The organism is Amycolatopsis sp. YIM 10 (genome assembly GCF_009429145.1).
Classification (GTDB): Bacteria; Actinomycetota; Actinomycetes; order Mycobacteriales; family Pseudonocardiaceae; genus Amycolatopsis.
Genome location: NZ_CP045480.1, coordinates 7358021 through 7384127, shown reverse-complemented (window position 1 = coordinate 7384127; position 26107 = coordinate 7358021). Strand labels below are relative to the sequence as shown.

Below are 26107 nucleotides of genomic sequence, written 5' to 3'. Positions count from 1 at the left end.
GCCGAAAGTGAGTTGCCGGTCATGTCCAAGAAGACCCAACGGCGCACCCCCGCCGCCATCGCCGTGCTGGCGGGTGCGACCGCCCTGTTCAGCGGTGCCCCGGCTTCGGCCGCGGTCGAAGGCTATTCGACCGTGGTGCAGAACGCCGCCGTCTCCTCGATCACCTCGAGCCTCGGGGTCAGCACCGCCGCGGCCGAGCAGGTGCTGCGCGTGCAGGACGCCAGCGCCCGCACCCTGGACCGCGTCGAGTCGGCGCTGGCCGGCCGGCACGCCGGTGGTTACCTCGACGCCGCCGGCCTGCCGGTGGTCAACGTGCTCGACGCGGCCGGTGCCGCCGAGGCGCAGCGCGCCGGGGCCACCGCGAACGTGGTCAAGTTCTCCCTGTCGCAGCTGGACTCGGCGCGCGCCGCGCTCGAAGCGCTGCCCGCGGTCCCGCACACCACGATCGGGACCGACGAGAAGGCCAACCAGGTCGTGCTGACCGTGTCCGATGCGGCCGTCGGTGCCGAAGCGTTGGTCGCCGAGGCCGGCACGCTCGGCGACGCGGTGCGCGTGGAGCACACCACGGGCACGATGAGCAAGGCCATCTACAACGGTGAGGCCATCACCGGCGGCGGCACCCGCTGCTCGGCGGGCTTCAACGTCAACCGCGGTGGCCAGCTGCACATCATCGACGCCGGGCACTGCACGCGCGCGGTGTCGCAGTGGAACGTCGGCCCGTCGGTGGGCGCCAGCTTCCCGACCAACGACTACGGCCTGATCCGCAACACCACCGGCAGCGGCCCCGGCGCGGTGACCCTGTGGAACGGCTCCACCCAGCGGATCAGCTCCGCCGCGAACGCCCGCGTCGGCCAGCAGATCTGCAAGAGCGGCAGCACCACCCGGCTGACCTGCGGCGTGGTCGAGGCCACCAACGTGACGGTCAACTACCAGGAGGGCCCGGTCTACCAGACCGTGCAGACCAGCGCCTCGGTCAACCCCGGTGACTCGGGCGGCTGCCTGTTCTCCGGCAGCGTCGGCCTCGGCATCACCTCCGGCATGGGCGGTGGGAACTCCTACTTCCAGCCGGTCGTGGAGGCCCTCAACGCCTACGGCGCCTCGCTGACCTGAGCCGATCCGACCTCCCGATAGAAACACCGCGTGCCCCCGAGGCCTCCCGCCCCGGGGGCACGCTGGTGTCCACATTGGCTTAGGCTAGGCAAACCTGAGCGAACGAGGGGGAGTATGCGAGCCGAGTGGCTGACCGGGGACGCGGTGATCACTTCGGTGGAGCAGTTGCGCGAGGTCGTGCCACCGCCAGCCCCGGTGATCGCCGACAAGGACACCGACCACATCGACGCGGAGTCGGCGCGGTTCCTGGCTCAGGCGACGTTCTGCCTGGTCGCCTCACGCGGACCGGACGGCACGCTGGACCTCTCGCCCCGCGGCGACCCGGCCGGTCAGGTGCTGGTGCTCGGCGACAAGCACCTCGCGATCGCCGACCGCCGGGGCAACCGCCGCGCCGACACCCTGCGGAACCTGTTGCACCACCCCGAGATCGGCCTGCTGTTCCTGGTGCCGGGCGTGGAGCACGCGCTGCGGGTCAACGGCACCGCCCGGATCGTGCGCGCGCCGGAGTTGCTGGCTCTCTTCGACGGTGAACCCGCGCTGGCGGTGGTGGTCGAGGTCGTCGAGCTGTTCGTCCACTGTGGACAAGCGTTGAAGCGGTCCGGTTTCTGGGAGCCCTCGGCGTGGGTGGACGACGTGCCGAACGCGGTGGAGCTGTGGCGGAGCCAGACCGCGGGGCGCTTCGACTGAACGCCGCACTCCGGGAGACGACCGCGCCGGTCCGTGCCTGGGACCGTGGTGGGGCAGCAAGTCCACCCGGCCTTAGGAGGAGATCCGGTGCGGATCCTGGTCACGACGGTGGCGTTGCCGGGGCATTTCTTCCCGCTGGTTCCGCTCGCCTGGGCGGGGCGGGTGGCGGGGCACGAAGTGCTCGTCGCCTGCGCCGCGGAGTTCGTGCCGACGGTGCTCGGCTCGGGGCTGCCCGCGGTCTCGACCGGTCCCGGCGAGCGGTTCGACGACGTCAGCGCCGACGACAGCCCGGCGGCCGGGGTGATCGAGCAGCGCACCGCGCACGGCCGGGTGTTCGGCCGAATGGCCGCGCGGAACGTGCCGGGGCTGACCGCGATCGCGAAAACCTGGAAGCCGGACCTGGTGCTCAGCGAGCGTGCCGAGTTCGGCGGCCCGCTGGTGGCGGCGAAACTCGGGTTGCCGCAGGTGGAACTGCACTGGGGGATAGCGGAACTGCCGGAGTACCGGACGGGCGCCGCGACCGAGCTGACCAGGCGCGGGCTGCCCGCCCCGCCCACGCCGGAGCGGCGGCTCAACCCGTGGCCGCCGTCGCTGCGCAAGCCGTACGCGGCGCGGCACGACGGCATCCGGACGTTGTCGTACAACGGCGAGGCCAGGGTGCCGGACTGGGTGATGCGGCCGCGTCGCCGCCCGCGCATCTGCCTGACCCTCGGAACGGTGGTGCCGCGGAACGGCAGCAGCCAGGTGGCGCACAGCGCGGTGGACATCGTGCGCGCGCTGTGCGGGCTGGGCGCGGACGTGGTGGTGGCGATCGACGACCGGATCGCGGCCAGCTGGCCGCCGCTGCCGCCCGCGGTGCGGCACGTCGGCCGATTGTCGCTGTCCCAGGTGTTCCCGGCCTGCGACGTGGCGGTTCACCACGGGGGACAGGGAACCTCGCTGACCGCGCTGGAGGCCGGGTTGCCACAGCTGGTCCTGCCGGTGTTCGACGACCAGTTCGACAACGCCGACGCGGTGGTGCGCGCGGGGGCGGGGGTGCGGATGCTGCCGCGGGAGGTGGAACCGTCGGCGATCGCCGAGCGGTGCGCGGAAGTCCTGGAGAGCGGGCGGTACCGGCCGGCGGCCGAGGTGGTGGCTCGGGAGATCGCGGCGCAGCCCACGCCGGTGGAGGTGCTGGACTCGCTGTCGTTCGGCGGACTGCGAAACGTCGCATAGACACGGCGCCGCCGCGCCTGCGAAGCTGCGCGCATGGCAAGCAAGTTCACCGAACTGGCGATCGACTGCGCCGACCCGCGCGGGCTCGCCCGGTTCTGGTGCGCGGTCCTCGACTACGAGATCCAGCAGGAAGACGAGGACGGCACCATCACCATCGGCTCACCCGAGGTCCCCGAAGGCAAGAACCGCCGTGGCCCGGTGCCGCCGACGCTGACCTTCGCCGCGGTGCCCGAGGGCAAGGTCGTCAAGAACCGGGTGCACCTCGACGTCAACGCCACCGATCGTGAGCAGGACGAGGAAGTCCGCCGCCTGCTGGAGCTGGGAGCCCGGCGCGTCGACGTCGGCCAGGGCGACGTGAGCTGGGTGACCCTGGCCGACCCCGAGGGGAACGAGTTCTGCGTGCTCGCCGGTCGGTTCCCCTGACCACTCAGCCCAGTTCGCCGGTCAGCACCCTCAGATCGGTCAGTTCCGGCAGGCTCAGCGTCAGCTCGGCGATCCGGTCGGCGCGAGTGGCGTCGACCGTGCGGGTGGCGTTGAGGCGGAACTTCGTGGCGAGTTCCTCCGTCGACAAAGGATTGCCGGTGCCGCCGCGGTTGGCGTCCACGCGTTCTTCCAGCTGCGTGCCATCGCGGAGCCGGACACGCAGGACGGCGGGGAACTGGTGCGGGAAGATCTCGTCGCAGCGTGAGTCCGGGACGCAGGTGACCTTGGCAGCGAGCGCGAGGCGGGCGGGATCGGCGGCGGCTTCGTCGGTGAAGTCCTCGTGGAACACGCCGAGGCCGCCACCGCCGAGCAGGCCGGCGGCCACCGTGTAGGGGCCGGAAAAGGCCGCGTGGTAACCGGATTCCGGGGCGATCTTCGCCTCGCGGGGCTCGCCGATGGTGCGGAGCACAGCGGTGGGGGCGCCCAGTTCGATCCGGTCGATCTCCGCCGGGTCGACGCCGCGGGCGGCGATGCGGCGGGCCGCGTCGATGCCGGCGTGGGTGAAGTGGTTGCAGGGGTAGGGCTTGAAGAAGATGCCGGGGAGTTCCCAGTGCTCGCCGAGGCCGTCGGTGATCGCGGCGGGATTGGTCTGGTCACCACAGAAAGCCTGCAGGAAGCCGAAGCGTCCTTCCAGGACGGTCGGCGGGCCGGTGATGCCGGTGCGCGCGAGCCCGGCGGCGGTGACCGCCGAGTGCGCGGCCCAGCCGCAGTGCACGCGCTTGACCGTGCCGCCGGTGCGGTTCGCCTCCAGCAGCCCGGCGCCCATGCTGGACGCGATGCCGATCGCGTCGGCGACGTCCACATCGGACAGCATGGCCGAGGCCGCGGCACCGCCGAGCGCACCGCAGATCGCGGTGGCGTGCAGGCCGCGTTCGAAGAAGACCGAGTTGCCCAGTTCCTCGTCGTAGCCCGCCATGCCGATCCGCACGGTGATCTCGACGCCGACCCCGATCGCGTCCAGCAACTGCGCGCCGGTGGCGCCGCGCGTTTCGGCGGTAGCCAGGGCGGCGGGCACCACCGAAGCCGACGGGTGCAGCACCGAGGGCAGGTGCGTGTCGTCGAAGTCGAGCGAGTGCGCGAGGGTGCCGTTGAGCAGGGCGGCGCTCGGTTCCGGCAGCCGCCCCGCGCCGATCGCGGTGGCACGGCCTTCGCCACCCCATTCGCGGACGAGCGCGCCGACCGCGGTGGCCGGGGGTTCGGCGGTGGCGGCCAGGCTGTTGCCGAGCACGTCGAGCACGCGGCGCGCGGCGTCGGCCCGCAGTTCGGCCGGGAGTCCCTTCTGGCGGACCGAATCCGCGAAGGAAGCCAGCTGCTGCACGAGAGTCATGCGCTCACCGCCGCGAGCGGGCGGATCGGGGAGCCGGTGCCGCCGGTGATCCGCAGCGGCGCCAGCAGGAAGGTGAACTCGCGGATGCCCGAGGCGGCGATCTCCTCCAGGTTCAGGTGTTCCATGATGAAGATGCCCGACTCGACCAGCAGCACCCGGTGCACCGGCAGCACGGCGTGCCCGGCAGCGGCCGGGATCTGCTCGTAGGCGGTGGTGTCGGCCCCGGTCGCGACCACCTGCCGCGCGGCCAGCCACTGCCCGGCATCCACCGTGGCGCCCGGGACACCGGTCTGCTTGCCGAGATAGGCCGGGGTGTCGTCGAAGTTGCGGGCCCAGCCGGTGCGGATCAGTGCCACGTCACCGGGTCCGGGTTCGGCACCGGCGAGTTCCGCGGCGGCCTCGAGGTCGTCGGCGGTGACGCCGTAACCACCGGGCAGGGTCGGCACCCCGTGCACCGCCGCCACGTCGAGCAGCACCCCGCGCCGCAGCAGGCCGGGCAGGTTCTCCGCGCCGTGGGTGGAGAACACACCGCCCTTCTGCGCCTCGGCGGCGTCCACCCCGCCGTGCAGCTCACCGCAGTGGCTCACGTGCGACAGCGCGTCGATGTGCGTACCGACGTGCCCACCGGTCACGATGATCTCGTTGGCGGCCGAGCCGCCGTCGGGCCGTTCCATGTCCCCGTGCCGCCGGATCAGCGTCATCCGGAAACCGGGGTGGTTCGGCGAGCACGGCATGCCGGTGAAGAACGGCTGGCCGAGCTCGATCAGCCGCACGCCGCCGATGACGGCTTCGAGCAGCGGATCCTGGGTGCGTGTCATGACTGGGGGCCTTTCTTGACGTACTGGTCCGCGATCGAGAGCAGCCACCGCGCGCGCTCGAGAACCGCCTTGTCGACAAACTGTCCTTTGTGGTCGATCCAGGCCGCCTGGTCGTTGTCCACGACCGAACGCGCCCAGGCGACCTCCTCCTCGTCCGGCGCGCACACCTCGTGCACCACCGGCAGTTGGGCGGGATGGATCACCGAGCGGCCGAAGAACCCGGCCCGCCGCCCGGCGACGGTGTCCGCGCGCAGCCCACCGAGGTCGCGCACCGCGGTCCACACGCTCTGCACCGGACTCGGCAGCCCGGCGGCCCGCGCGGCGACCACCACACGCGAACGCGGCCACGCCAGCGCCGGTCCACTCGCGACACGCAGATCGGCCGCCAGATCCGCTTCCCCGAGCGAAATCCCGGCCACCAGCGAGTGCGCGGTGGCCAGTGCGAACGCGTTTTCCACGCCCAGCGCCGATTCCAGGATGGGGAAGACTCCGACGCCGAGCCGGTCGGCGACCCGTCGCAGCTCGCCGGGGTCCTCGCTCTTGGGCACCCGCACCCCGGCCAGCGCGCCGGGGGACGCCGCCAGCGCGCGGATGTCTTCCTCCCCGGCATCGGTGCCGGGCGCGTTGATCCGGACGTAGGCCGCGTTGTCCGCGAGAGTGGCCAAGACATGCTGCCGGGCTTCGGTTTTCGACTCCGGCGCGACCGCGTCCTCCAGATCGAGGACCACCGCGTCGGCTTCGCCCGCCAGCGCCTTGGCCATCCGGTCCGGCCGGTCGCCGGGCACGTACAGCCAACTGCGGGCGATCACCGGATGACGCCCTTCTCCCGCAACGAATCCAGCTGCTTGCCGGTGATGCCGTAACGTGCCAGTACCTGCTCGGTGTGCGCGCCGAGCGGAGCGCCGGTGGACCGGATGCCGCCCGGCGTCCGGGAAAGCCGGAACAGCACGTTCTGCATCTTCACCGGGCCGAGTTCTTCGTCGTCCAGCGTGGCGATCGTGCCAAGGGCCTGGAACTGCGGGTCGGCCATGATGTCGGCGGCGTTGTAGATCGGCGCGACGGCCGCCTGCGCCGCTTCGAAGACCTTGATCACCTCGTCGCGGTCGCGCTGGGCGATCCACGAACCCACGGCCTCGTCGAGTTCGTCGGCGTGCCGCGCGCGTTCACGACCGGAGGCGAACCACGGTTCGTCGATCAGCTCGGGCCTGCCGACCAGGCGCATCACGCGTTCCGCGATGGACTGCGCGCTGGTGGAAATCGCCACCCAGCGCCCGTCGCGGGTGCGGTAGGTGTTGCGCGGCGCGTTGTTCGCCGACCGGTTGCCGGTGCGTTCCTGCAGTTCGCCGAGCTGGTCGTAGGCGATCAGCTGCGGCCCGAGCAGGGTGAGGATGGGCTCGATGATGGCCAGGTCGACCACCTGCCCTTCGCCGGTCCGCTCCCGCGCGCGCAACGCGGTCAGCACGGCGAACGCGGTGGTCAGCGCCGCGATGCCGTCGGCGAGGCCGAACGGCGGCAGTGTCGGCGGCCCGTCCGGTTCGCCGGTGATCGCGGCGAACCCGCTCATCGCCTCGGCCAGCGTGCCGAACCCCGGTCGCTTGGCGTACGGGCCGACCTGCCCGAACCCGGTGACGCGGGCCAGCACCAGCCCGGGATTGATCTCGCGCAGCTCGTCGTAACCCAGGCCCCAGCGCTCCAGCGTGCCGGGGCGGAAGTTCTCGATCACCACGTCCGCGTCGGCCACCAGGCGCCGGAAGACCTCCTGCCCCTCGGGCGAACCGAGGTACAGGGTGATGGCCTCCTTGCCGCGGCCGAGCATCTTCCACCACAGGCCGACACCGTCGCGCTGCGCGCCGTGGCTGCGTACCGGATCACCGTTCGGGTGCTCGATCTTGATCACCTCGGCGCCGAAGTCGGCCAGCACTGTCGCGGCGAGCGGACCGGCGAACAGCGTGGCCGTGTCGAGCACCCGGATTCCGGACAAAGCGCCGGTCATGCGGCCTCCCTGCGTCTCGGTCTGTGTTTCGTTCAGGGAAACAGCGAAAAATTCGGTGTTTCCGGTCGGTGTTCACCAAGTTCGCACTGATCGGCCGGTTAAGTCAAGGTGGCCAGGTTATTGACCTCCGGCTGCGGCAGATGTCACGATGGCTCATCACCTCGCCGGTGTTTCTCTCAGCGAAACGCCAGGAAGGAGCGGTGGCATGGCGGTACGGGCACTGGTGGCCGTCCTGAGCGCGGGCGCGCTGCTGGCCACCGCGGCCTGCGGTGGCTCGGCGCCATCGGGCGCGGCGGGCGCGGCGGCCGGCCGGGACGAGGGGCCGGTGAAGATCGGCGCACTGCACCCGGTCAGCGGCGCCTTCGCGGTCGACGGCCAGCAGATGCGCCGTGGTGCGGAACTGGCGGTCGAGCAGCTCAACCGGAACGGCGGCGTCGCCGGGCGCCCGGTCGAGCTGATCACCGGTGACACGCAGGGCAAGGCCGAGATCGGCCAGAGCGAGGCGCAGCGGCTGATCGCCGAGGGCGCGGCCGGGCTGGTCGGCACCTACCAGAGCGCGGTGAGCACCAACGTGGCCGTGGTGGCCGAGCGCAACAAGGTGCCGTTCGTGATGGACGTGACCGCGTCGGACGCGATCTTCACCCACGGCTACCGCTACTCGTTCCGCGTGCAGCCGGGCAGCACCGCGATCGCCAGTGCCGCGGCCAAGTACCTCAAGGAGGTTTCGGCGCGCACCGGCAAGGAAGTTCGCAAGGTGGCCTTCCTGCACGAGCAGACCGACTTCGGCCGCGGCGCCGCCGAGGGATTCACCGCGGCGGCGGCGAAACTGGGCATCGAAGTCGGGCCGGACATCAGCTACGACGCCACCACCGTCTCCGATCTGACCGCGCAGCTCACGCAGGTCAAGGCAGCCGGCGCGGACGTGCTCGCGGTGGCGGGTTACTACTCGGACAGTCTGCTCGTCTCCCGCGCGCTGGCTTCGGTGAAGCCGGATCTCGACGCGGTGTGGGGCGTCTCCAACGGCGCGTACGACCAGCCGAAGTTCGTCACCGACGCGGGTCCGGGCGCCGAGCTGTACTTCAACACGAACTACCACTACGACGCGACCAAACCGGAAACCGTCGCGCTGCGCGAGGAATACCAGCGCCGCTACGGCGCTCCGATGCGCACCGGCGCGGTGCTCGCCTACGACGCGGTGCAGGTGATCGCGCAGGCGGTGGACCGTTCCGGCAGCACCGATCCGGAGCGCGTGCGCGACACCATCAGCGCACAGGAGGTCGAGCCGCTGACCGTGGGCAACGGCCCCATCTCCTTCGACGGCAAGGGCGACAACCGCAACGCCGTCCCGGTGCTCACCCAGGTGCAGGGCGGAGCCATCAAACAGGTCTACCCGCCGGAGATCGCCGAATCCGAACCCGACTACACCGTGATGTGGCGGTAACCATGACAACTCTTTCCCCACAACGGAAACGGCTCGACGCCGGGATGCTCAAACGCGGCGGTGTGCTCGCCGCGCTGGTGGTGCTGGCCATCGCGCTGGCACTGCTGCAGTCCGGCAGCGCGCTGGTGGTGTGGCAGTCGGTGGTCACCGGCATTCTCACCGGCGGGCTCTACGGCCTGATCGCGATGGGCCTGACGCTGATCTTCGGCGTGCTCGACATCGTCAACTTCGCGCACGGCGCCCTGCTCGCGGTGGCCATGTTCCTGGCCTTCGGCGTGGTGCAGACGACCGGACTGCACCCGTACCTCGCGCTCGTGGCGAGCGTGCCGGTGCTGTTCCTGATCGGCGCGGCCGTGCACCGCGGCCTGCTTTCGGGCAGCGGTGGTGGTTCGCTGGAGAACCAGCTGCTGATCACCCTCGGCCTGTCCCTGTTGCTGGAGAACGGTTTGCTGCTGTTCTTCGGTGCCGAACCACGCAGCGTGAAACTGCCGGGCGAAATCCAGATCCCGTTGTTCGGCGCGGTGGTCGCCGGTTCGCGGCTCTACGCCTTCGCGGGTGCGATCCTGCTGGGCGCGCTGCTGTACTGGCTGCTGCGCCGGACCCGGCTCGGCACCGCCATCCGCGCGGTCGCGGCGAACGGGCCCGGCGCGGAACTGGTCGGCATCAACGTCCGCCGCCTGCACACGCTCACCTTCGCCATCGGCACGGCCTGCGCCGGTGCCGCCGCGGTGCTGGCCGCGCCGCTCATCTCGATCACGCCCACGCTCGGCGCGCAGTTCAACATCACCGCGTTTGTGGTGGTGGTGCTCGGCGGCATGGGGAACGTGGTCGGCGCGCTCGTCGGCGGGCTGCTGATCGGCCTGGTCGAGCAGCTCACCACGATCTTCCTGAACGGCCAGAGTTCCCTGCTCGGCGTTTTTGTCGTCTTCGTGCTGGTGCTCTTCCTCCGCCCGCAGGGACTTTTCGGGAGGCGCGCATGACCGCCACGATCGAGCGGCCCGCCGAGAAGCCGGTCAAGGCGCCGCCGCTGCACCCGCGGCGCAGGCAACTGGCCGTTCTGGCGGTGCTGGTGCTGCTGGCCATCCCGTTGCCGCTGGTGCTGCCGCCCGCGCTCGGCGCGGTCGCCGTGCGCATCCTGATCTTCCTGCTGATGGCCGTCGGCTGGAACATCATGAGCGGGTTCGGCGGCATGTTCAGCTTCGGCCACGCCGCGTACTTCGGCCTCGGTGCCTACACCAGTGCGTACCTGCTGGTGGAGCACGGCGTTTCCCCGTGGATCGGCATGCTGGCCGGAATGGGCGTCGCCGCCGCGGTGGCGGTGGTGATCGGGTACTTCTCCTTCCGCTACCGGTTGCAGGGCGCCTACTTCGCGCTGGCCACCTTCGCCTTCGCCGAGGCGCTGCGGCTGATCGCCACCAGCAGCGACTTCGTCAACCGCGCGGTCGGCTTCCAGGTCCCGCTGATCCAGGGCGAATCGCTGTGGCAGCTGCAGTTCGCCGCCGACTCACCGGCCTACTTCTGGGTGGCGCTGGTGCTGGCCGGGCTCGCGGTGGCGGTCAGCATCGTGTTCCTGCACTCGCGGGCGGGCAAGTACGTCACCGCGATCCGCGACGACGAACTGGCCGCGGCCTCGCTCGGCACGCCGGTGATGCGGCACAAACTGCTCACCGTGGCGCTGTCCGCGGCGATCACCGCGGTGGCCGGCGCCTACTACACGCAGTACTACCTGTTCGTGAACCCGGATCTGGCCTTCGGCGCCTCGGTGTCCATCCAGGCCATCGTGCCGGTGGTGATCGGCGGCATCGGCACGGTGTGGGGTCCGGTGGTCGGCTCGGTGATCATGGGTTCGCTGTCCGACGTGACCGCGACGCTGCTGCGCACCCCGCCGGAGTTCCTCGGCTTCCTGCAGGGGCGCAGCGGACTGGACGTGGTGCTGTACGCGATCCTGTTGATCCTCATCGTGCGACTGCTGCCGAAGGGGATCGTGGGCACGCTGAAGGAGAGGTGGCGGCGATGAGCCTGGTGCGGATCTCGGGCGTCGGCAAGTCCTTCCGCGGCCTGCGCGCACTGTCCGATGTGGACCTCGCGGTGGACGAGGGCGAGATCGTCGGCATCATCGGGCCGAACGGCGCCGGCAAGACCACGCTGTTCAACGTGGTGTGCGGGGCGCTCAAACCGGACACCGGCACGGTGGAGCTGGCCGGGCGCGACATCACCGGCGCCTCACCCGACCGCATCGCGCGCGCCGGCATGGTGCGCACGTTCCAGCTGATGCGCCCGTTCGCCAGCATGACCGTGGTGCAGAACGTCAGCCTCGCCGCGCAGCACCGCCGGATGCCGGCGAAACGGCTGTACGAGCATTCGCTGGCCGTGGTCGAGCGGGTCGGGCTGGGCCCGTGGGCGCACCGACTGGCCACCGAACTGCCCACCGCCGGGCTCAAGCGCCTCGAACTGGCCCGCACGCTGGCCATGCGCCCGCGGGTGCTGCTGCTCGACGAGGTGCTGGCCGGGCTGGTGCCCGCGGAACGGGAGCCGGTCCTCGACCTGCTCGCCGAGCTGCGTGAGCAGGACGGCACCACGCTGCTGTTCATCGAGCACATCATGGCCGCGGTGATGCGGTTGTCCGACCGGGTGCTGGTGCTGGACCAGGGTCGCGTGCTGGCCACCGGTTCGCCGGAGGAGGTCACCAGCGATCCACGGGTGATCGACGCCTATCTCGGGGAGGAGCCCGCCCGTGCTGACTCTTGACCAGGTGTGCGCGGGATATGGCCGCATGCGCATCCTGCACGAGATCGACCTGCACCTCGGCGAGGGCGAGATCGTCGCGCTGGTCGGCGCGAACGGGGCGGGCAAGACCACCACGCTGCGGTCCATCTGCGGCCAGCTGCGGCCGTCCTCGGGCACGATCACCTTCGACGGCAGGCCGATCGCGGGCCGCAGGCCGGACCAGCTCGTGCGCGACGGCCTGGTGCACGTGCCGGAGGACCGCGCGCTGTTCGGCACGCTGACCGTCGAGGAGAACCTGCGCATGGGCGCGTGGACCCGCACGGCCGAGCAAGCCGAGGCCTCGCTGCGTGAGGTGCACGAGCTGTTCCCGATCCTGGCCGAACGCGGGACCCAGCTCGCGCAGACGTTCAGCGGCGGCCAGCAGCAGATGCTCGCCATCGCGCGTGCGCTGATGGCCGGGCCGAGGCTGCTGATGCTCGACGAGCCGTCGACCGGGCTCTCGCCGAAGCTGACCTGGACCATGCTGGAGGCGATCCGCCGCATTCGCGACACCGGGGTCTCGGTGCTGCTGGTGGAGCAGAACGCCAAGCAGGCGCTGGCCATCGCGGATCGGGCGTACGTACTGGAGAGCGGTTCGGCGGTGCTGTCCGGCACCGGCGCCGAGCTGGCCGACGACGCCCGCGTGCGGAAGGCGTACCTGGGCCTGTGAGCAAGGAACACGTCGACGAACTGGGCGCCTGGGTTTCCGGGCTGTCCACTCTGGACTCCGCGCCCGCGCTCGACCGCCTCGGCCTGGTCCTGCTGGACGTGCTCGGGGTGATGGCGCTGGGCACGAACCAGCCGGAGCACCGGGCGCTGTACGCGGCCTGGCGCCCGCCCGCCGGTCCCGCGCCGCTGATCGGCACCGGTGAGCTGGTGTCGGTGGACGCCGCGGCCTGGCTCGGCGCGATGGCACTGGTGTCGCGGGAACTGGACGAGGGCAACAAGTACGCCAAGGGACATCCGGCCGCGCACGGCTTTCCCGCCGTGCTCGCGCTCGCCGCCGAACTCGACAGCAGCGGCGCCGACCTGGCCGCCGCCCTGCTCGCCGCGTACGAGGTGGCCGCGCGGTTCGGCCGGGCGACGAAGCTGCGTCCTGGCACGCATCCCCATGGGAACTGGGGCGTGCCCGGCGCGGCGGCGGGCTGCGCTCGCCTGCTCGGATTGGACGCGGACGCCACCGCCGCCGCGATCGACACCGCCGCCGGTATGCCCATCGCAGGGCACTTCGCTTCGGCCACCACGGGAAATCCGGTGCGCGACGCCTGGCTGGGTGCGTCCAATGTGTCCGGTCTGGTGGCCGCGCGCATGGCTGCCGCCGGAATCGCCAGGAACACCGGCACGGCGGCGTTGTCGCTGGGCGAGCTGCTGGGCTCACTGGACGCCGACGAGCTGACCGCCGAACTCGGCACGCGCTGGGACATCACGCTCGGCTACTTCAAGCGGCACGCGGCCTGCTCGTTCACCCATCCCGCCGTCGACGCGATGCTCACGCTGCGCGGTCCGGAGATCGAGAGCGTGCTGGTCGAAACGCACGCGCTCGGTGCCGGACTGTCCGGTGTGGACTGGGACAACCGGCTCTCGGCGATGTTCTCCACCCCGTTCGCCGTCGCCACCGCCGCGCTCACCGGAGCGGTCGGGCCGGCCGCCCCGCTGGACGACCCGGCCGTCCGCGACCTGGCGAAACGGGTGCGGCTCGCCGAAGCGGCCGACCTCACCGCCCGCCTGCCCGGCGAACGCGCGGCCCGGGTCACCGTCACCTACGCGGACGGCAGCACGCGCACCGCCGAGGTGCCCAACCCGATCGGCGACGCCGACCACCACCCGCTGGGCGAAGCCGAAGTGATCGCCCTGCTCGGTCCGTGGTTGCCGGACGGCGCGGTCGCCTTCTGCCGTGACCTGCCCCGGCTGCCCGCCACCGGCGCCGCCCTGCGCGAACTCGACGGAAAGGAGCCGAGCTGATGCGTGCCCTCGCGATCACCCCGATCCATCTCCCGCCCGAGGAGATCGGCCGTCGCCAGTCCCGTTACGACCGCCTCGCCCCGCCCGGTCTGCGGATCGAACTGCGTGACGTCGGCCCGGAAGCACCGTCCGCATTGGACACGGACGGGTCGGTCCGCGACTCCGAGCGCGCCGTTGCCGCCGCGCTGGCCGCCGCGGACGGAGACTGGGACGTGGCCTTTCCCGACTGCGTGCTCGACCCGGCCGTGCCCGACCGCGTGGCGATCGGCCCGCGCCCGGTGCACGGCCTGCTCAAGCTGAGTGCGTCACACCTGGCGGCCAAGGGTGAGCGGTTCGGCGCGGTGGTGCGGAACCAGGCCATCGGCGCGGAACTGCGCTGGCGCCTGGCCGCCTACGGCCTCACCTCGAACCTGGTCGGGGTGCGGGTGCTCGACCTGCCGTTCGAGGCGATCGCCGACACCGCCGCGTGGAACGCCGCACTCGGCGAGGCGGTGCGCGACCTCGCCGATCAGGGTGCGACAGCGGTGCTCAACGGCTGCTCGGCAGTGGACGTGGTCCCGGCCGACCTGCCCGCGCGGGTGGTCGACCCGACCGCGCTGGCGCTGACCGTGCTGATGGCGGAAGGGGAGTGCGCGTGAGCGAGGGTCCCGATCTGGTCGTGGCCGGTGCGGGCGGCGGGCTCGCCGGGGCGCTGCGGGCCGCCGAACTCGGGCTGAGCGTGCTCGTGGTCGAAGCGAGCGAACACTTCCGGCGGGGCAACAACACCTCGATGTCCACCGCGATGTTCCCCGGCGCCGGTTCGCGCTGGCAGCGGGAGTCGGGGGTCGGCGATTCCCCGGCGGGCTTCGCCGCCGACATCATGGCGAAGACCCACGGTCAGGCCGAACCCCGGTTGACGCGCACGCTGGCCGAGGTCAGCGCGCCGCTGGTGGAGTGGCTGGCCGATTCGCTGCGGCTGCCGCTCTCGCTGGTCACCGACTTCAACTACCCTGGCCACTCGGTCCCGCGCTGCCACTCGATCCCCGGCAGGCACGGCTCCGGCGTCGTCGACCACCTGGCCCGGCTGGTCACCGAGCACCCCGGCATCGATCTGCTCGTGCCCGCGAAACTGGTCGACGTTCTGACCGGTGTGGACGGTGCTGTTCGTGCCGTGGTGGTCCGCGACCCGAGCGGCGCGGAAGAGGAGATCCCGACGCGCGCGGTGTTGCTGGCGACCAACGGTTACGGCGCCGACGGCGAACTCGTGCGACGGCACCTGCCGGAGATCGCGGACGCGCTGTACCAGGGCAGTGACCAGTCACTCGGCGACGCGTTGCGCATCGGGGAAAAGCTCGGCGCCGCAACGGGTTTCCTGGACGCGTACCAGGGCCACGGTGCGGTCGCGGCCAACGCGGGCACGCTGGTCGGCTGGGCCACGATCATCCACGGCGGCATCCTGGTCGACCTCGGTGGGCGCCGGTTCGGGGACGAGACACGCGGCTACTCGGAGTACGCCGCCGAACTGGCCGCGCGCCCCGGCGGCACCGGCTGGATCGTGCTCGACGAGGTGATCTTCGAGCAGTGCCAGCCGTTCCAGGACTTCCGCGACACGGTTGCCGCCGGTGCGGTGCACTTCGCCGACGACATCCCGTCGCTGGCGCGGGTCACCGGCCTGCCCGAGGAAGCCCTCGCCGCCGAACTCGGTACCGCGGCCGCGATCGCGCGAGGTGAGCGCGCCGACGAGTTCGGCCGCACCAACTGGGAACGCCCGCTCGCGCCGCGTTACGCCGCGGTTCGTGTGGTGCCCGCGTTGTTCCACACCCAGGGCGGGCTGCTGGTCAACGAGAACGCCGCCGTGGTCGACGCCGCCGACCGGCCGATCCCCGGGTTGTACGCGGCCGGTGGCGCGGCGGCCGGGATCTCCGGCCACGGCGCCGACGGCTACCTGCCGGGCAACGGCCTGCTGCCCGCCTTCGGCCTCGCCTACCTGGCCGCGAACGCTATCGCTAAGGAGTGAACAGAAGTGGCTACAACGGAACTGCTGGTCCGCAACGTTCGCGTGGTGCGCCCCGAAGACACCGCCGACGCCGACGGGGTGCCGGAACTGCTCGACATCGCGGTCAATGACGGCACGATCACGCGCGTCGCGCCCGGCCTGGACCCCGCGGACGCCGCCACCGTGGTCGACGGCCGCGGTCTGCTCGCCTTTCCCGGTGTGGTGGACGCCCACCAGCACTGGGGCATCTACAACGAACTGGGCACCGACACCCGGACCGAGAGCCGCGCGAGCGCGCAGGGCGGGGTCACCACCGCGCTGACCTACATGCGCACCGGGCAGTACTACCTCAACAAAGGCGGCAGCTACCGCGAGTTCTTCCCCGAGGTGCTCGCCGCCGCGGACGGCAACGCCTATGTGGACTACGCCTTCCACCTCGCGCCGATGATGGCGCAGCACATCGACGAGATCCCGTACCTGGTCGAGGAACACGGGGTCACCTCGTTCAAGATCTTCATGTTCTACGGCAGCCACGGCCTGCACGGGCGGTCGAGCAGCCAGAGCGACTTCCTGATGATCCCGCCGGAGGAGCGCTACGACCTGGCGCACTTCGAGTTCGTCATGCGCGGCATCCAGCGGGCGCGCGAGCAGCTGACCGACTACGCGGACCACCTTTCGCTGTCGCTGCACTGCGAAACCGCCGAGATCATGACGGCGTACACGAAGCTGGTCGAGCAGGACACCTCGGTTTCCGGACTGCGCGCGTACAGCCGGTCACGGCCGCCGCATTCGGAAGGGCTCGCGGTGACCATCGCCTCCTACCTCGCGCACGAGACCGGACTGCCGAACATCAACCTGCTGCACCTGTCCTCGGAGAAGGCGCTCGACGCCGCGCTGCGCATGGCGAAGACCTTTCCGCAGGTGGATTTCCGGCGTGAGGTGACGGTCGGGCACCTGCTGGCCGACGTGGACACCGCGAGCGGCATCGGCGGCAAGGTCAATCCGCCGCTGCGCGAGCGCGAGGACGTCGAGGCGCTGTGGGGTCACGTGCTGGCCGGCGAGGTCGACTGGGTGGTCAGCGACCACGCCTGCTGCCGCGACGAGCTGAAGTTCGGCGAGGACCGGGACGACGTGTTCCTGGCGAAGTCCGGCTTCGGTGGCGCGGAGTACCTGCTGCCCGGACTGGTCGGCGAGGGCGTCAAGCGCGGTCTTTCGCTCCAGCACATCGCGCGGCTCACGTCGTGGAACCCGGCGCGGCGCTACGGCCTGCTGCGCAAGGGAACCATCGCCGAGGGCTACGACGCCGACTTCGCGCTGGTCGACCCGGACGTGTCGTGGACCGTGCGCGCGGCCGACTCCGAATCCACCCAGGAGTACACGCCGTTCGAGGGCTTCCCGATGACCGCGAAGGTGACCGACACCTTCGTGCGCGGCCACCACGTCTACACCGACGGCAAGGTGACCGGCGAGCCGGTCGGGCGGTACCAGCGGCGGGGCCGCTGATCAGTGGGCGGCGAGCGGGGCGCGGGTGATCTCGTCGGCCGCCACGCGCACCAGCTCGCGGTAGCGCTCGACGAGGTCCGGGGTGAACCGGTACTCGGGGCCGCAGACGCTGATCGCGCCCTGGACCTCGCCGTTCGGCCCGAACACCGGCGCGGCCACCGAACCGGCACCGGCCTGGCGTTCACCGAGCGACACGGCGACGCCGTCCTCGGCCACCCGGTCCAGTTCGGCGCGCAGCTCGGCGTCGTCCACTATGGTGCGCTCGGTCAGCGCGTCGTGCGGGGCGGCGAGCAGCGCCTCGCGGCGGTCGGCGGGCAGGTTCGCCAGGATCACCTTGCCCGAGGACCCGGCGTGCAGCGGGAACCGCTTGCCGAGTTCGACGGTCATCTTGATCTCGCGCTCGCTCTCGAACTGCTCGAGGTAGACGCGCTGGTCGCCGAGCAGGCCGGAGAGCGTGGTGGTCTCGCCGGTTTCCTCGCGCAGCCTGCGCAGCACCGGCGCGGCCGCGACGCGGAGGTCGAACCGGCGCAGCGCGCTCGCGCCGAGCGCCACCGCGGCCGGGCCGAGTCGGTAGCCCGCCACGCCGGGATCGGTGCCGAGCATCTCGCGGGAGACCAGTGACTGGAGAATGCGGTAGACCACCGCCTTCGACACGTCGAGTTCGCGGCTGATCTCGCTGACGCCCCGGTACTTCGGCCCGGCGGCGAACAACAACAGCACGTCGGCGACGCGCCCGGCCACTTCGGTGCCGGAGGTTTTGTCTTTGGTCACGAGCCCTGTTTCTTTCAGAGGAACGACATCCCCAGTGTGACTCGTGACAATCATGCGGTCAAGCTGACATGTTCCGCCCAGCGGTACGTTCGGCCGGGTTGCGCCTGCTAGCGTGGTCGGGGCACGGGGAGTTGATCGAACTGGGGGAGCCGGTGACCAGAGTCCTGCGCGACGAGGCCGAACTGCGGGACCTGGTGCGCGAGCCGCACCGGCTGGTCGCCGAGAAGCACATCGACCACATCGACCCGGAGTCGCGGCGGTTCATCGAGGCCAGCCCGTTCTTCCTGCTGGCGACCTCGGACGCCGAAGGCAACTGTGACGTCTCCCCGCGCGGCGACCCGGCCGGAAGTGTGCTGGTGCTTGACGAGTACACGCTCGCCTTCGCCGACCGCAAGGGCAACCGGCGGCTCGACAACCTGCGGAACATCCTGGCGCAGCCGCGGGTCGGCCTGCTCTTCGTGGTGCCGGGCATCGGCGACACGCTGCGCGTCAATGGCACCGCGCAGGTGGTGGCCGAGGCGCCGTACCTGCCGCGGATGGCGGTGGAGGGCGTGGTGCCGGTGCTCGCCGTCGAGGTGCGGGTGCGGGAGCTGTTTTCCCACTGCAGCAAGGCTTTCCTGCGCTCGAAGCTGTGGGATCCGGCTTCGTGGCCGGAGCGCGGTGACGTCCCCACCGCCGGGCAGCTGGCCCGTTCCCAGAGCGGCACCCGCATCCCGGCGCGCATGCTGGACGCCGCCCTGCGCGCGGAGGCCAAGCACAACCAGTACTGACCGGCCCGGCGCCGCCCCCGGGAAGGTGGAACCCGTTCTAGTCGGCGGCAGTGGGGGCGGGAGCCCAGCGGTTGGCGGTCAGGCGGAAGCTCGGCAGGTCGTCGAGTGAGTGGGTGGTCTCGTACGTGCGCTGGTAGCCGGTGTGGGCGATGCGCCAGCGGCCGTCTTCACCGCGGCGGTAGACGTCCTCGTAGAAGGCGGCCCCGGAGATCACCACGCGGTGCTCGGTGGCGATGACCAGGTCCTGGAACGCCCAGGTCCCCGTCGCCCGGTCGCCGTCGATGTCGATTTCCGGCTGCGAGGCGAAGTGCGTGGTGACGATCTCCGGGCCGAGCGTGGTGCGCATGAACTCGAGGATCGCTTCGCGGCCGGTGAGCAGGAGTGGCTTGCCGTAGGTGGGGGTGCCGTAGTCGGCGACCGCGTCTTCGGTGAGGGCGTCGGCCAGGTCGTCCCAGTCCTTCGTGTCGACGCAGCGGAGGTAGCGGTACTTGAGCCGCTTGATCTCTTCGAGCGCGGCGAGGTCGGCGATGTCCATGCGCACCAGCTTCCGCCCCCGCCGCCGCTGACGCAAGAACGTGTTCTAATTTTCCGCGAAATCAGTCGACCGGCGGCAGGGCGTCGCGAGCCGCGCGGTACTCGTCGACCAGGCGCGCGACGATCTCGGCGGCGGGCAGCACCGCGTCGATCAGCCCGGCCGACTGCCCCGCCTCGACCTTGCCTTCGGTCACATCACCGAGCAGGGCCGCGTCCTTCAGCGAGGACGCCTCGAAAGTCTTGCGCCGCAGGGCTTCCTCCGCGCCGCTGTGCTCCAGGTCGAGCATGCGCTCGGTGAAGTCGTTGGCCACCGACCGGATCACGCCGAGACCGCGGCCCACCGTCCGCGTGCCGTCGACACCCGCGCCGAGCACGGCCGCCTTGTAGTCGTCGTGCACCGAAGCCTCGACGCTGGCCAGGAACCGCGTGCCGAACTGCGCGGCCCCGGCACCCAGTGCGAGCATCGCGGCCAGCCCGGCGCCGTCGGCCACCCCGCCGGACGCGATCACCGGTACCTCCGGCACCGCGCGCACCACGGCCCGCACCAGCACCTGCGTGGTGACCATCGCGGGCGGCGGGTGCCCACCGGCCTCCGCGCCGACCACCACCAGCGCGTCGACCCCGGCGTCGGCCGCCTTGCGGGCGTGCGTGGTCCCGGCGACCACGTGCAGGCAGCGCGTGCCCACCGCGTGGAACTCCGCCAGGTAGCGCCGCGGCCCGCCCTGCGACGCGATCAGCACCGGCGGACGGCGGTCGAGCAGCAGGTCGATCACCGCGTCCGCGTCCCGCCGGTACAGCGGGAGGTTCACCGCCCACGGCCGCTCGGTACCCGCCGCCATCTCGTCGAGCGTGCGGGCCAGGTCGGGCAGGCGCATCGGGCCCGCCGCGACCACGCCGAGCCCGCCGGCGTTGCTGACCGCGAGCGGCAACGCCGAGCTGGACGACGCCCACGACATGCCCGCCTGCACGATCGGCAGGTCGATGCCGAGCAGTTCGGTGACCCGGGTGGTGATCACGAGGCCACCTCGCTGAGCAGGGCTCGCGCGTGCTCGGCCAGCCGGTTCTTCTGCACCTTCGAGCTGGCCGTCATGCCGATGCCCTCGAAGCCGTCCACGACGCGCAGGTACCGCGGCACCTTGAACCCGGCCATCCGCGAACGCGCCCACGCGAGCAGTTCGTCCGGCGTGATCCCCGGTTCGGTGAGCACCACGAAGGCGAACGGCACCTCGAGCAGGCGTTCGTCCGGCACGCCGACCACCGCCGCCTGCCGCACCAGCGGATGCCGGTGCAACACGTCCTCGATGTCGGCGGGTGCCACGTTCTCCCCGCCGACACGGATGATGTCCTTGGTACGCCCGGAAAAGTGCAGCCGTCCCGACGCGTCCAGCGAGCCGATGTCCCCTGTGGACAGCCAGCCGTCCTGGTCGATCGCCTCGGCCGTCTTGACCGGATCGTCCAGGTAGCCCCGCATCACGTTCCACCCGCGCACCAGGATCGAACCCGGTTCACCCGGCCCGCAGTCGCGGCGGTCGTCGAAGTCGCGGATGCGGACTTCGACCCCCGGTTCCACCGCCATCGCCCCGGCCGCCCGCACCTCCTCCGGCTCCCACCACGCCGACTGCGCCACATTCGGTGAAGCCTCGGAAAGCCCGTACCCCGCAACGCATTCCCGTGCGCCCAGTTCGTCGATGACGCGCCGGATGACGGTCGGCGACGCGGCCACCCACGCGCCGCGCAGGCACAGCGCGCGCCGGGTCCGGCCGGGGTGGTTGAGCAGCAGCAGCGCGATCGTGTCGTTGCCGGAGAAGTGCGTGCAGCGCTCGGCCTCCAGCAGCCGCAGCGCTTCGGCCGCGTCGAACTTGGGCATGGTGACCAGCGTGGTGGCGTGCTGCACCGACGCCAGCACGGACAGCGTGCTGCCGGCGACGTGGAAGAACGGCCGCGCGGAGTGGAACCGGTCGCCGGGCCGCAATCCCATGCGCATCCCGGAGAAGAACGCGTCCGCGCACATGCTCCGATGCGTCAGCAGCACACCCTTGGGCCGCGCGGTCGTGCCGGAGGTGTACTGCACGAGCAGGAGATCGTCGGCGACGGCGGTGGGTTCGGCGTTCCGGCCCGAGCCCGCCTCCAGGAACGACTCCCACGAAGTCGCGTACGCGGGCACGTCCGAGCCCAGCATGACGATCGACTTCAGTTCGGGCAGGTCCAGTTCCCCGAGCATTCCGGCGAAGTCGGAGCTGAGCACCCGATCGGCGGTGAACAACGTGCTGACCTTGGCGTGCGAAAGCGTGTAGTGCACTTCGCCGGCGGTGAACCGGGTGTTGACCGGGACGGCGATCGCGCCGACCGAGCCGATCGCCAGGAACAGCGCCACCCAGTCGGGCCCGTTGCCAAGGCACAGCCCGATCCGGTCGCCGCGGCCGATCCCGGCGGTCACGAGCGCGTCGCGGACGCGGCCGACCGCCGCGGCCAGTTCGCCGTAGGTGATCCGCTCTTCGGCCGTCACCACGGCTTCGACGTCGGGTGCGAGCAGGGCCGCTCGCGCCAGCGCCTCGTGCGTGGTGAGCGGGCAGGCGGTGCGCAAGGGGATCATCGGCCGTCTCCGTTGGTGAACCGGGCCACGCCGTCACGCCATCCGCCATCGGCGAGGCACTGCTCGATGGCGGACATCTCGATGCGGATGCCGCGGTCCAGATCGGTTTCGCCGCCGAGGTCGACCGCGCGCTTGGTCAGCGCGATGGCCAGTGGCGGCGCCTTCGCGATGTCTCGCGCGGTCTCGGCACCGGTCGAGGCCAGCGCGTCCGGCGCGACCACCTGCGTGACGATCCCCAGCCGCAGCGCGTCGGCTGCGTCGAGCGGGCGGTTGGTGAACAGCAGTTCCTTGGCCTTGCGCTTGCCGATCGCCCGCTGCAACCGTTGCGTGGCGCCGACCGTGCCCCAGTGCGGTTCGGGAAAGCGGAACACCGTGCCCTCCGCGGCGATCGCGAAGTCGGCGGCCAGGGTGATCTCCCCGCCGGACCCGACCACGGCGCCCTGCACCAGCGCGACCACCGGACGGCGGCACCGCTCGATCGCGGCGTAGGCGGCGAACGAGGCGACCCGGCGCCGCCGCACCCAGGCCGCGTCCTTGCCGGTGCGCTCCTTGAGATCGGCGCCCGCGCAGAACACCGGACCGTGCGCGCTCAACAGCACCACGCGGACGTCCTCGTCGGCGTCGACCTCCTCGAACGCCTCACACAGCTCGGTGCACATCGGCAGGTCGACCGCGTTGCGCGCCTCGGGCCGGGTCAGTTCGACGTGCGCGATGCCGTCGGTGACCCCGAGCCGGACCCGGTCACCCATCTCAGATCACCCCCGCGGCCCGCAGGCCCTCGATCTCGTCCGCCGTGAGCCCGGCCAGGCCCGCCAGCACGTCGTCGGTGTCGGCACCGAGCAGCGGTGGCACACCGATGGCCGTGGGCTCCCCGGCAGTCTCGCGCAACGGCGTGCGCAGCGCCGGGAACCGCCCCTCGGTCGGGTGGTCGAACTCGCCGACCACACCGCGCGCGACCGCGTGCGGATCGGACAGCGCCTCGCGCACCGAACGCACCGCGCCGACCGGCACGCCGGCCGCGCGCAGTTCCTTCACCAGCGCGTCCCGATCGTGCTGGGCGATCGCGCCACGCATCGCCTTCATCACCCGATCGCGGTGTTCCACCCGGCCGGAGTTGTCGCGCAGCAAGGGATCCGACGCCAGCTCGGCGAGGCCGAGCACTTCGCACAGCGGCAGCCAGTGCTGGTCGCTGCCGCTGATGTGCAGCCACTGCCCGTCACCGGCCTGGAACGCCGCCGACGGCACGCGACCGGGGTGCTCGGTGCCGGTGCGCGCCGGATCCTCGTCCAGTGCGAACAACCGGGCGGCGTTCAGCGCGTGCAGGCTGAGCTGAACGTCCATCATGGACACATCGAGGTGTCGGCCCCGGCGCCCGGCCAGACCGGCGAGCACGGCGATGGTCACCCAGAGCCCCGAGGTCAGGTCCGCCACCGGGACCCCGGCCTTCGACGGTGGCCCGTCCGGTTCACCGGTCATCGCCATCACCCCGGACAGCGCCTGGAACACCGTGTCGTAGCCCTTGCGCGCGCGATCCGGGCCGGTCTGCCCGAAGCCGGTCGCCGACACGTACACCAGGTCCGGATTTTCCTGGGAGAGCTGGGCGTGACCGAGCCCGAGCCGGTCCAGTGTCCCGGGCAGGAAGTTCTCCACGACCACGTCGGCGCGGGCCGCCAGCCGCCGGGCCACGGCCTGCCCGCGCGGGTCCTTCAGGTCCAGCGTCACCGAGCGCTTGCCCCGGTTGAACGCGAAGAAGTACCCGCTTTCCCCGTGCGGCAGGCGGGGTTCGAAGCCGCGGGTCTCGTCACCGGTGCCCGGTCGCTCCACTTTGACCACCGTGGCGCCGAGTTCGGCCAGGATCTGGGTGGCGAGCGGGGCGGCGAGCACGCGCGAGAAGTCCAGCACGGTGATGCCGTCGAGCGGTCCGGTCGAGCCGGTCATCGGCGGAACCCCCGCATCAGCGCGTTGACGTCCCGACCGGCCCGCATCGCGGCCTCGGTCGGCAGGTCGGCAACCCGGTAGAAGAGGTCCTTCGCGGCGGCGATCGCGCGCGGCTCGACCTCGGCCCAGCGCCGCGCGATCTCCAGCGCCACTTCGACGACGTCATCGGGTTCGACCACGCGGTTGACCAGCCCGTGTTCGGCGGCTTCGGCCGCGGTGAGCAGGCGGCCGGTGCTCACCAGCTCGAACGCGAGCTTGCGGCCGAGGTGCCGAACCAGCCCGGTCATCACCAGCGCGGGCACGATCGAGTGCTTCAACTCGGGATAACCGAACTTCAGGTCGGTGCCCGCGACGGTCATGTCCGCCCCGATCGCCAGCCCGGCCCCGCCGCCGACGGCCGCGCCGCGCACCGCGGCGACCACCGGCACCGACATGCCCTGCATCTGCGTCTGGAGCCGCGCGGTCAGCGCGGCGCGTTCGAGTACCGCGTCGGGCTGGTCCGGGGTGAGCGAGGAGAACTCACCGAGATCGGCGCCCGCGCAGAACCCGCGTCCGTTGCCGGTCAGCACCACGGCCCGTGCCTCGCGATCGGCGACGGCCAGTGCGTCGCCGAGTGCCCGGGTCAGCGCGGTGTCCAGTGCGTTCAGCTTGTCCGGCCGGTTCAGCGTGAGAACCCGGACAGGGCCGTGGTCCTCGGTCAGCAGCACGTTCACGGGGTCTCCTGGGGGTTGAAGCCGGCGCGGGCGACCATGCTGTGCAGCGGGCGGCCGAGCGCGCGTTCGCAGGCGGCCGAGGCCGCGGCCAGCCGGTCGAGGTCGAGCCCGGTTTCCACGCCCATCGCGTCGAACAGGCTGACCAGGTCCTCGGTGCAGGCGTTGCCGGTGAGCCCGGCGCCGTAGCTGATGGTCGACGGGTGCCCGCCGACGCCGCCGAACGCGGTGTCGAAGTGGCGGCAGCCTGCCTCCAGCGCGGCGACCGCGTTCGCGATGCCGGTGCCACGCGTGTTGTGGAAGTGCGCGATGACCGGCAATCCGGGGTGTGCACGGCCGAGCCGGGTGAACATCGCGCGGACCGCGCCGGGGGTGGCCACGCCGGTGGTGTCGCCCAGGGTGACCATCGACGCGCCGAGTTCGGCGAACCGGGCCACGTCCTCGGCCACCCGGCCCGGGTCGACGGCACCCTCGAACGGGCAGCCGAAGGCCACCGAGACCACGCCGACCAGGCGGAACCGGCCACCGGCGAGCCGGACCATCTCGGTCACACGCGCCCACTGGCCGTCGCGATCGGTGCGGAGGTTGCGTTCGGTGTGGCTCTCGGTGGCCGAGACCAGCAGGCTGAGTTCCTCCGCGCCGTGCCCGGCGTCGAGGTCCGCGAGCGCGCGGGACACCGCTCGCGGATTCGGGCAGGTCGCCTTGAACGCGACCCCTTCGCGGCGGTCGACGCCCGCGAGCACCTCGGAGGCGTCGGAGAAACCGGGCACCCGCGCGGGATGGCTGTAACTGGTCGCCTCGATCCGCCGGAAACCGGTGTCCACGAAGGAGTTCAGCAACGCGATCTTGGTCGCGGTCGGCAGGGGGACCGGTTCGTGCTGGAGCCCGTCACGGGCGAAGCACTCGCAGATCGTGACGGCGTCGGTCGTCGAGCCGGGCAAGCGGGCCACCTCCTCTTCGGTGGCTCCAGAACTACGCGGCTATGTTGATAAAGTCAACACTAGGGCTGGTCGGCGTGCGCGCGCTCACGTTGCTCGACGGTCAGCGCCAGCTCGGCCAGCTTGTCCAGCGCGCTCTGCAGCACGGTGGCCTCCTCGTCGGACAGGATCGCCAGGAAGGCCGCGTCGCGCTCGTTCGCCGCGGTGATCAGGCCGCGGTAGACGCGGGTGCCCTCCTCGGTCAGCGCGAGCTGCGACGTCCGGCCCGAACCCGCCGTCCGGTTCACCAGTCCGCGCTCGGTCAACCGGCTGACCACCCGGCTCATCTGCGCTTTGTCCAGTCCGGCCCGGCGGGCGAGCCGGTTCAGGGTCAGCGTCGGGTCGGCCGCGATGAGCGCGATCGCGCGCCACTCGCCGAGACTGACGTCGAACTCGCGCTTGTAGCGCAGCGCCGCGCTCCTCGACATCGCCGACGAGGTGCGGGAGAGGCGGTAGGACAGGAGTGCGGAGATCGGTACCAGGTCGCGTCCGTCCGCGCGTTCGCTCATGGGCAGATGGTAGCTGGCCGGTCAC

27 protein-coding genes are annotated in these 26107 nt (G+C 71.5%); 14 read left to right on the top strand and 13 right to left on the bottom strand.

Annotated features, from left to right (window positions below; translation table 11 throughout):
* The first annotated feature begins 21 nt into the window (after nt 1–21).
* The 4 genes from YIM_RS34770 to YIM_RS34755 all read left to right on the top strand — a co-directional run bounded on the left by YIM_RS34770 (nt 22) and on the right by YIM_RS34755 (nt 3435).
* Complete coding sequence (locus YIM_RS34770) at nt 22–1110, top strand: S1 family peptidase (protein ID WP_153034339.1); 1089 nt, start codon at nt 22–24, stop codon at nt 1108–1110.
* Nucleotides 1111–1224: 114 nt separating this feature from the next.
* The gene (locus YIM_RS34765; protein WP_153034338.1) at nt 1225–1797 is read left to right on the top strand and encodes an MSMEG_1061 family FMN-dependent PPOX-type flavoprotein; all 573 of its coding nucleotides are present in this window, start codon (nt 1225–1227) and stop codon (nt 1795–1797) included.
* A gap of 87 nt (nt 1798–1884) precedes the next feature.
* Entirely contained in the window at nt 1885–3012 is a 1128-nt protein-coding gene (locus tag YIM_RS34760) for a nucleotide disphospho-sugar-binding domain-containing protein (RefSeq protein WP_153034337.1), read from the top strand.
* Between the two features lie 33 nt (nt 3013–3045).
* Nucleotides 3046–3435, top strand: a complete 390-nt coding sequence (locus YIM_RS34755; protein WP_153034336.1) for a VOC family protein — start codon at nt 3046–3048, stop codon at nt 3433–3435.
* A gap of 4 nt (nt 3436–3439) precedes the next feature.
* Here YIM_RS34755 and YIM_RS34750 read toward each other — a convergent pair whose 3' ends face one another.
* Genes YIM_RS34750 through YIM_RS34735 form a run of 4 tightly spaced genes read right to left on the bottom strand, consistent with a single transcriptional unit; the run spans nt 3440 to nt 7633 of the window.
* On the bottom strand, nt 3440–4822 hold the full coding sequence (locus YIM_RS34750) for an MmgE/PrpD family protein (protein WP_194239853.1): 1383 nt from the start codon (nt 4820–4822) through the stop codon (nt 3440–3442).
* The gene (locus YIM_RS34745; RefSeq protein ID WP_153034335.1) at nt 4819–5640 is read right to left on the bottom strand and encodes a cyclase family protein; all 822 of its coding nucleotides are present in this window, start codon (nt 5638–5640) and stop codon (nt 4819–4821) included. The genes YIM_RS34750 and YIM_RS34745 overlap by 4 nt, the downstream gene beginning before the upstream one ends.
* Nucleotides 5637–6449 carry a CoA ester lyase gene (locus YIM_RS34740; RefSeq protein WP_153034334.1) on the bottom strand — a complete coding sequence of 271 codons (813 nt, stop codon included), beginning with the start codon at nt 6447–6449 and terminating at the stop codon, nt 5637–5639. The genes YIM_RS34745 and YIM_RS34740 overlap by 4 nt, the downstream gene beginning before the upstream one ends.
* Entirely contained in the window at nt 6446–7633 is a 1188-nt protein-coding gene (locus YIM_RS34735) for a CaiB/BaiF CoA-transferase family protein (RefSeq protein ID WP_153034333.1), read from the bottom strand. Before YIM_RS34735 ends, YIM_RS34740 begins: the two co-directional genes overlap by 4 nt.
* A gap of 205 nt (nt 7634–7838) precedes the next feature.
* On the opposite strand from YIM_RS34735, the gene YIM_RS34730 reads away from it, so the two are divergent.
* Genes YIM_RS34730 through YIM_RS34690 form a run of 9 tightly spaced genes read left to right on the top strand, consistent with a single transcriptional unit; the run spans nt 7839 to nt 17280 of the window.
* On the top strand, nt 7839–9074 hold the full coding sequence (locus YIM_RS34730; protein WP_153034332.1) for an ABC transporter substrate-binding protein: 1236 nt from the start codon (nt 7839–7841) through the stop codon (nt 9072–9074).
* Between the two features lie 2 nt (nt 9075–9076).
* The gene (locus tag YIM_RS34725) at nt 9077–10054 is read left to right on the top strand and encodes a branched-chain amino acid ABC transporter permease (protein WP_153034331.1); all 978 of its coding nucleotides are present in this window, start codon (nt 9077–9079) and stop codon (nt 10052–10054) included.
* Entirely contained in the window at nt 10051–11091 is a 1041-nt protein-coding gene (locus YIM_RS34720; RefSeq protein ID WP_153034330.1) for a branched-chain amino acid ABC transporter permease, read from the top strand. The genes YIM_RS34725 and YIM_RS34720 overlap by 4 nt, the downstream gene beginning before the upstream one ends.
* Complete coding sequence (locus YIM_RS34715) at nt 11088–11822, top strand: ABC transporter ATP-binding protein (RefSeq protein ID WP_228004206.1); 735 nt, start codon at nt 11088–11090, stop codon at nt 11820–11822. The genes YIM_RS34720 and YIM_RS34715 overlap by 4 nt, the downstream gene beginning before the upstream one ends.
* Complete coding sequence (locus YIM_RS34710; protein WP_153034328.1) at nt 11809–12510, top strand: ABC transporter ATP-binding protein; 702 nt, start codon at nt 11809–11811, stop codon at nt 12508–12510. The genes YIM_RS34715 and YIM_RS34710 overlap by 14 nt, the downstream gene beginning before the upstream one ends.
* Nucleotides 12507–13802, top strand: a complete 1296-nt coding sequence (locus YIM_RS34705) for an MmgE/PrpD family protein (RefSeq protein WP_228004205.1) — start codon at nt 12507–12509, stop codon at nt 13800–13802. The genes YIM_RS34710 and YIM_RS34705 overlap by 4 nt, the downstream gene beginning before the upstream one ends.
* Complete coding sequence (locus tag YIM_RS34700) at nt 13802–14440, top strand: aspartate/glutamate racemase family protein (RefSeq protein WP_153034327.1); 639 nt, start codon at nt 13802–13804, stop codon at nt 14438–14440. The genes YIM_RS34705 and YIM_RS34700 overlap by 1 nt, the downstream gene beginning before the upstream one ends.
* Nucleotides 14437–15798 carry an FAD-binding protein gene (locus tag YIM_RS34695; protein ID WP_153034326.1) on the top strand — a complete coding sequence of 454 codons (1362 nt, stop codon included), beginning with the start codon at nt 14437–14439 and terminating at the stop codon, nt 15796–15798. The genes YIM_RS34700 and YIM_RS34695 overlap by 4 nt, the downstream gene beginning before the upstream one ends.
* A gap of 6 nt (nt 15799–15804) precedes the next feature.
* The gene (locus YIM_RS34690; RefSeq protein ID WP_153034325.1) at nt 15805–17280 is read left to right on the top strand and encodes a dihydroorotase family protein; all 1476 of its coding nucleotides are present in this window, start codon (nt 15805–15807) and stop codon (nt 17278–17280) included.
* On the opposite strand, the gene YIM_RS34685 is transcribed toward YIM_RS34690, so the two are convergent.
* Nucleotides 17281–18051, bottom strand: a complete 771-nt coding sequence (locus YIM_RS34685; protein WP_228004204.1) for an IclR family transcriptional regulator — start codon at nt 18049–18051, stop codon at nt 17281–17283.
* A gap of 98 nt (nt 18052–18149) precedes the next feature.
* Here YIM_RS34685 and YIM_RS34680 point away from each other — a divergent pair, with 98 nt between their 5' ends.
* Complete coding sequence (locus YIM_RS34680) at nt 18150–18821, top strand: pyridoxamine 5'-phosphate oxidase family protein (RefSeq protein WP_370468906.1); 672 nt, start codon at nt 18150–18152, stop codon at nt 18819–18821.
* Between the two features lie 37 nt (nt 18822–18858).
* On the opposite strand, the gene YIM_RS34675 is transcribed toward YIM_RS34680, so the two are convergent.
* From YIM_RS34675 to YIM_RS34640, 8 genes are all read right to left on the bottom strand, one after another.
* The gene (locus YIM_RS34675) at nt 18859–19356 is read right to left on the bottom strand and encodes a nuclear transport factor 2 family protein (protein ID WP_153034322.1); all 498 of its coding nucleotides are present in this window, start codon (nt 19354–19356) and stop codon (nt 18859–18861) included.
* A gap of 61 nt (nt 19357–19417) precedes the next feature.
* Nucleotides 19418–20371, bottom strand: coding sequence for a nitronate monooxygenase family protein (locus YIM_RS34670; protein WP_153034321.1), 954 nt, complete (start codon nt 20369–20371; stop codon nt 19418–19420).
* Nucleotides 20368–21948 (bottom strand): AMP-binding protein, encoded by a 1581-nt coding sequence (locus YIM_RS34665; protein ID WP_194239852.1) that lies wholly within the window; start codon nt 21946–21948, stop codon nt 20368–20370. The genes YIM_RS34670 and YIM_RS34665 overlap by 4 nt, the downstream gene beginning before the upstream one ends.
* Nucleotides 21945–22697 (bottom strand): enoyl-CoA hydratase/isomerase family protein, encoded by a 753-nt coding sequence (locus YIM_RS34660; protein ID WP_153034320.1) that lies wholly within the window; start codon nt 22695–22697, stop codon nt 21945–21947. Before YIM_RS34660 ends, YIM_RS34665 begins: the two co-directional genes overlap by 4 nt.
* A 1-nt stretch (nt 22698) precedes the next feature.
* Nucleotides 22699–23886 (bottom strand): CaiB/BaiF CoA-transferase family protein, encoded by a 1188-nt coding sequence (locus YIM_RS34655; RefSeq protein ID WP_153034319.1) that lies wholly within the window; start codon nt 23884–23886, stop codon nt 22699–22701.
* A complete protein-coding gene (locus YIM_RS34650; protein ID WP_153034318.1) occupies nt 23883–24599 on the bottom strand; it encodes an enoyl-CoA hydratase/isomerase family protein in 717 nt (238 codons plus the stop codon). Before YIM_RS34650 ends, YIM_RS34655 begins: the two co-directional genes overlap by 4 nt.
* Nucleotides 24596–25537 carry a hydroxymethylglutaryl-CoA lyase gene (locus YIM_RS34645; protein ID WP_153034317.1) on the bottom strand — a complete coding sequence of 314 codons (942 nt, stop codon included), beginning with the start codon at nt 25535–25537 and terminating at the stop codon, nt 24596–24598. Before YIM_RS34645 ends, YIM_RS34650 begins: the two co-directional genes overlap by 4 nt.
* A 59-nt stretch (nt 25538–25596) precedes the next feature.
* Nucleotides 25597–26082 carry a MarR family winged helix-turn-helix transcriptional regulator gene (locus YIM_RS34640; RefSeq protein ID WP_153034316.1) on the bottom strand — a complete coding sequence of 162 codons (486 nt, stop codon included), beginning with the start codon at nt 26080–26082 and terminating at the stop codon, nt 25597–25599.
* Nucleotides 26083–26107 lie beyond the last annotated feature (25 nt).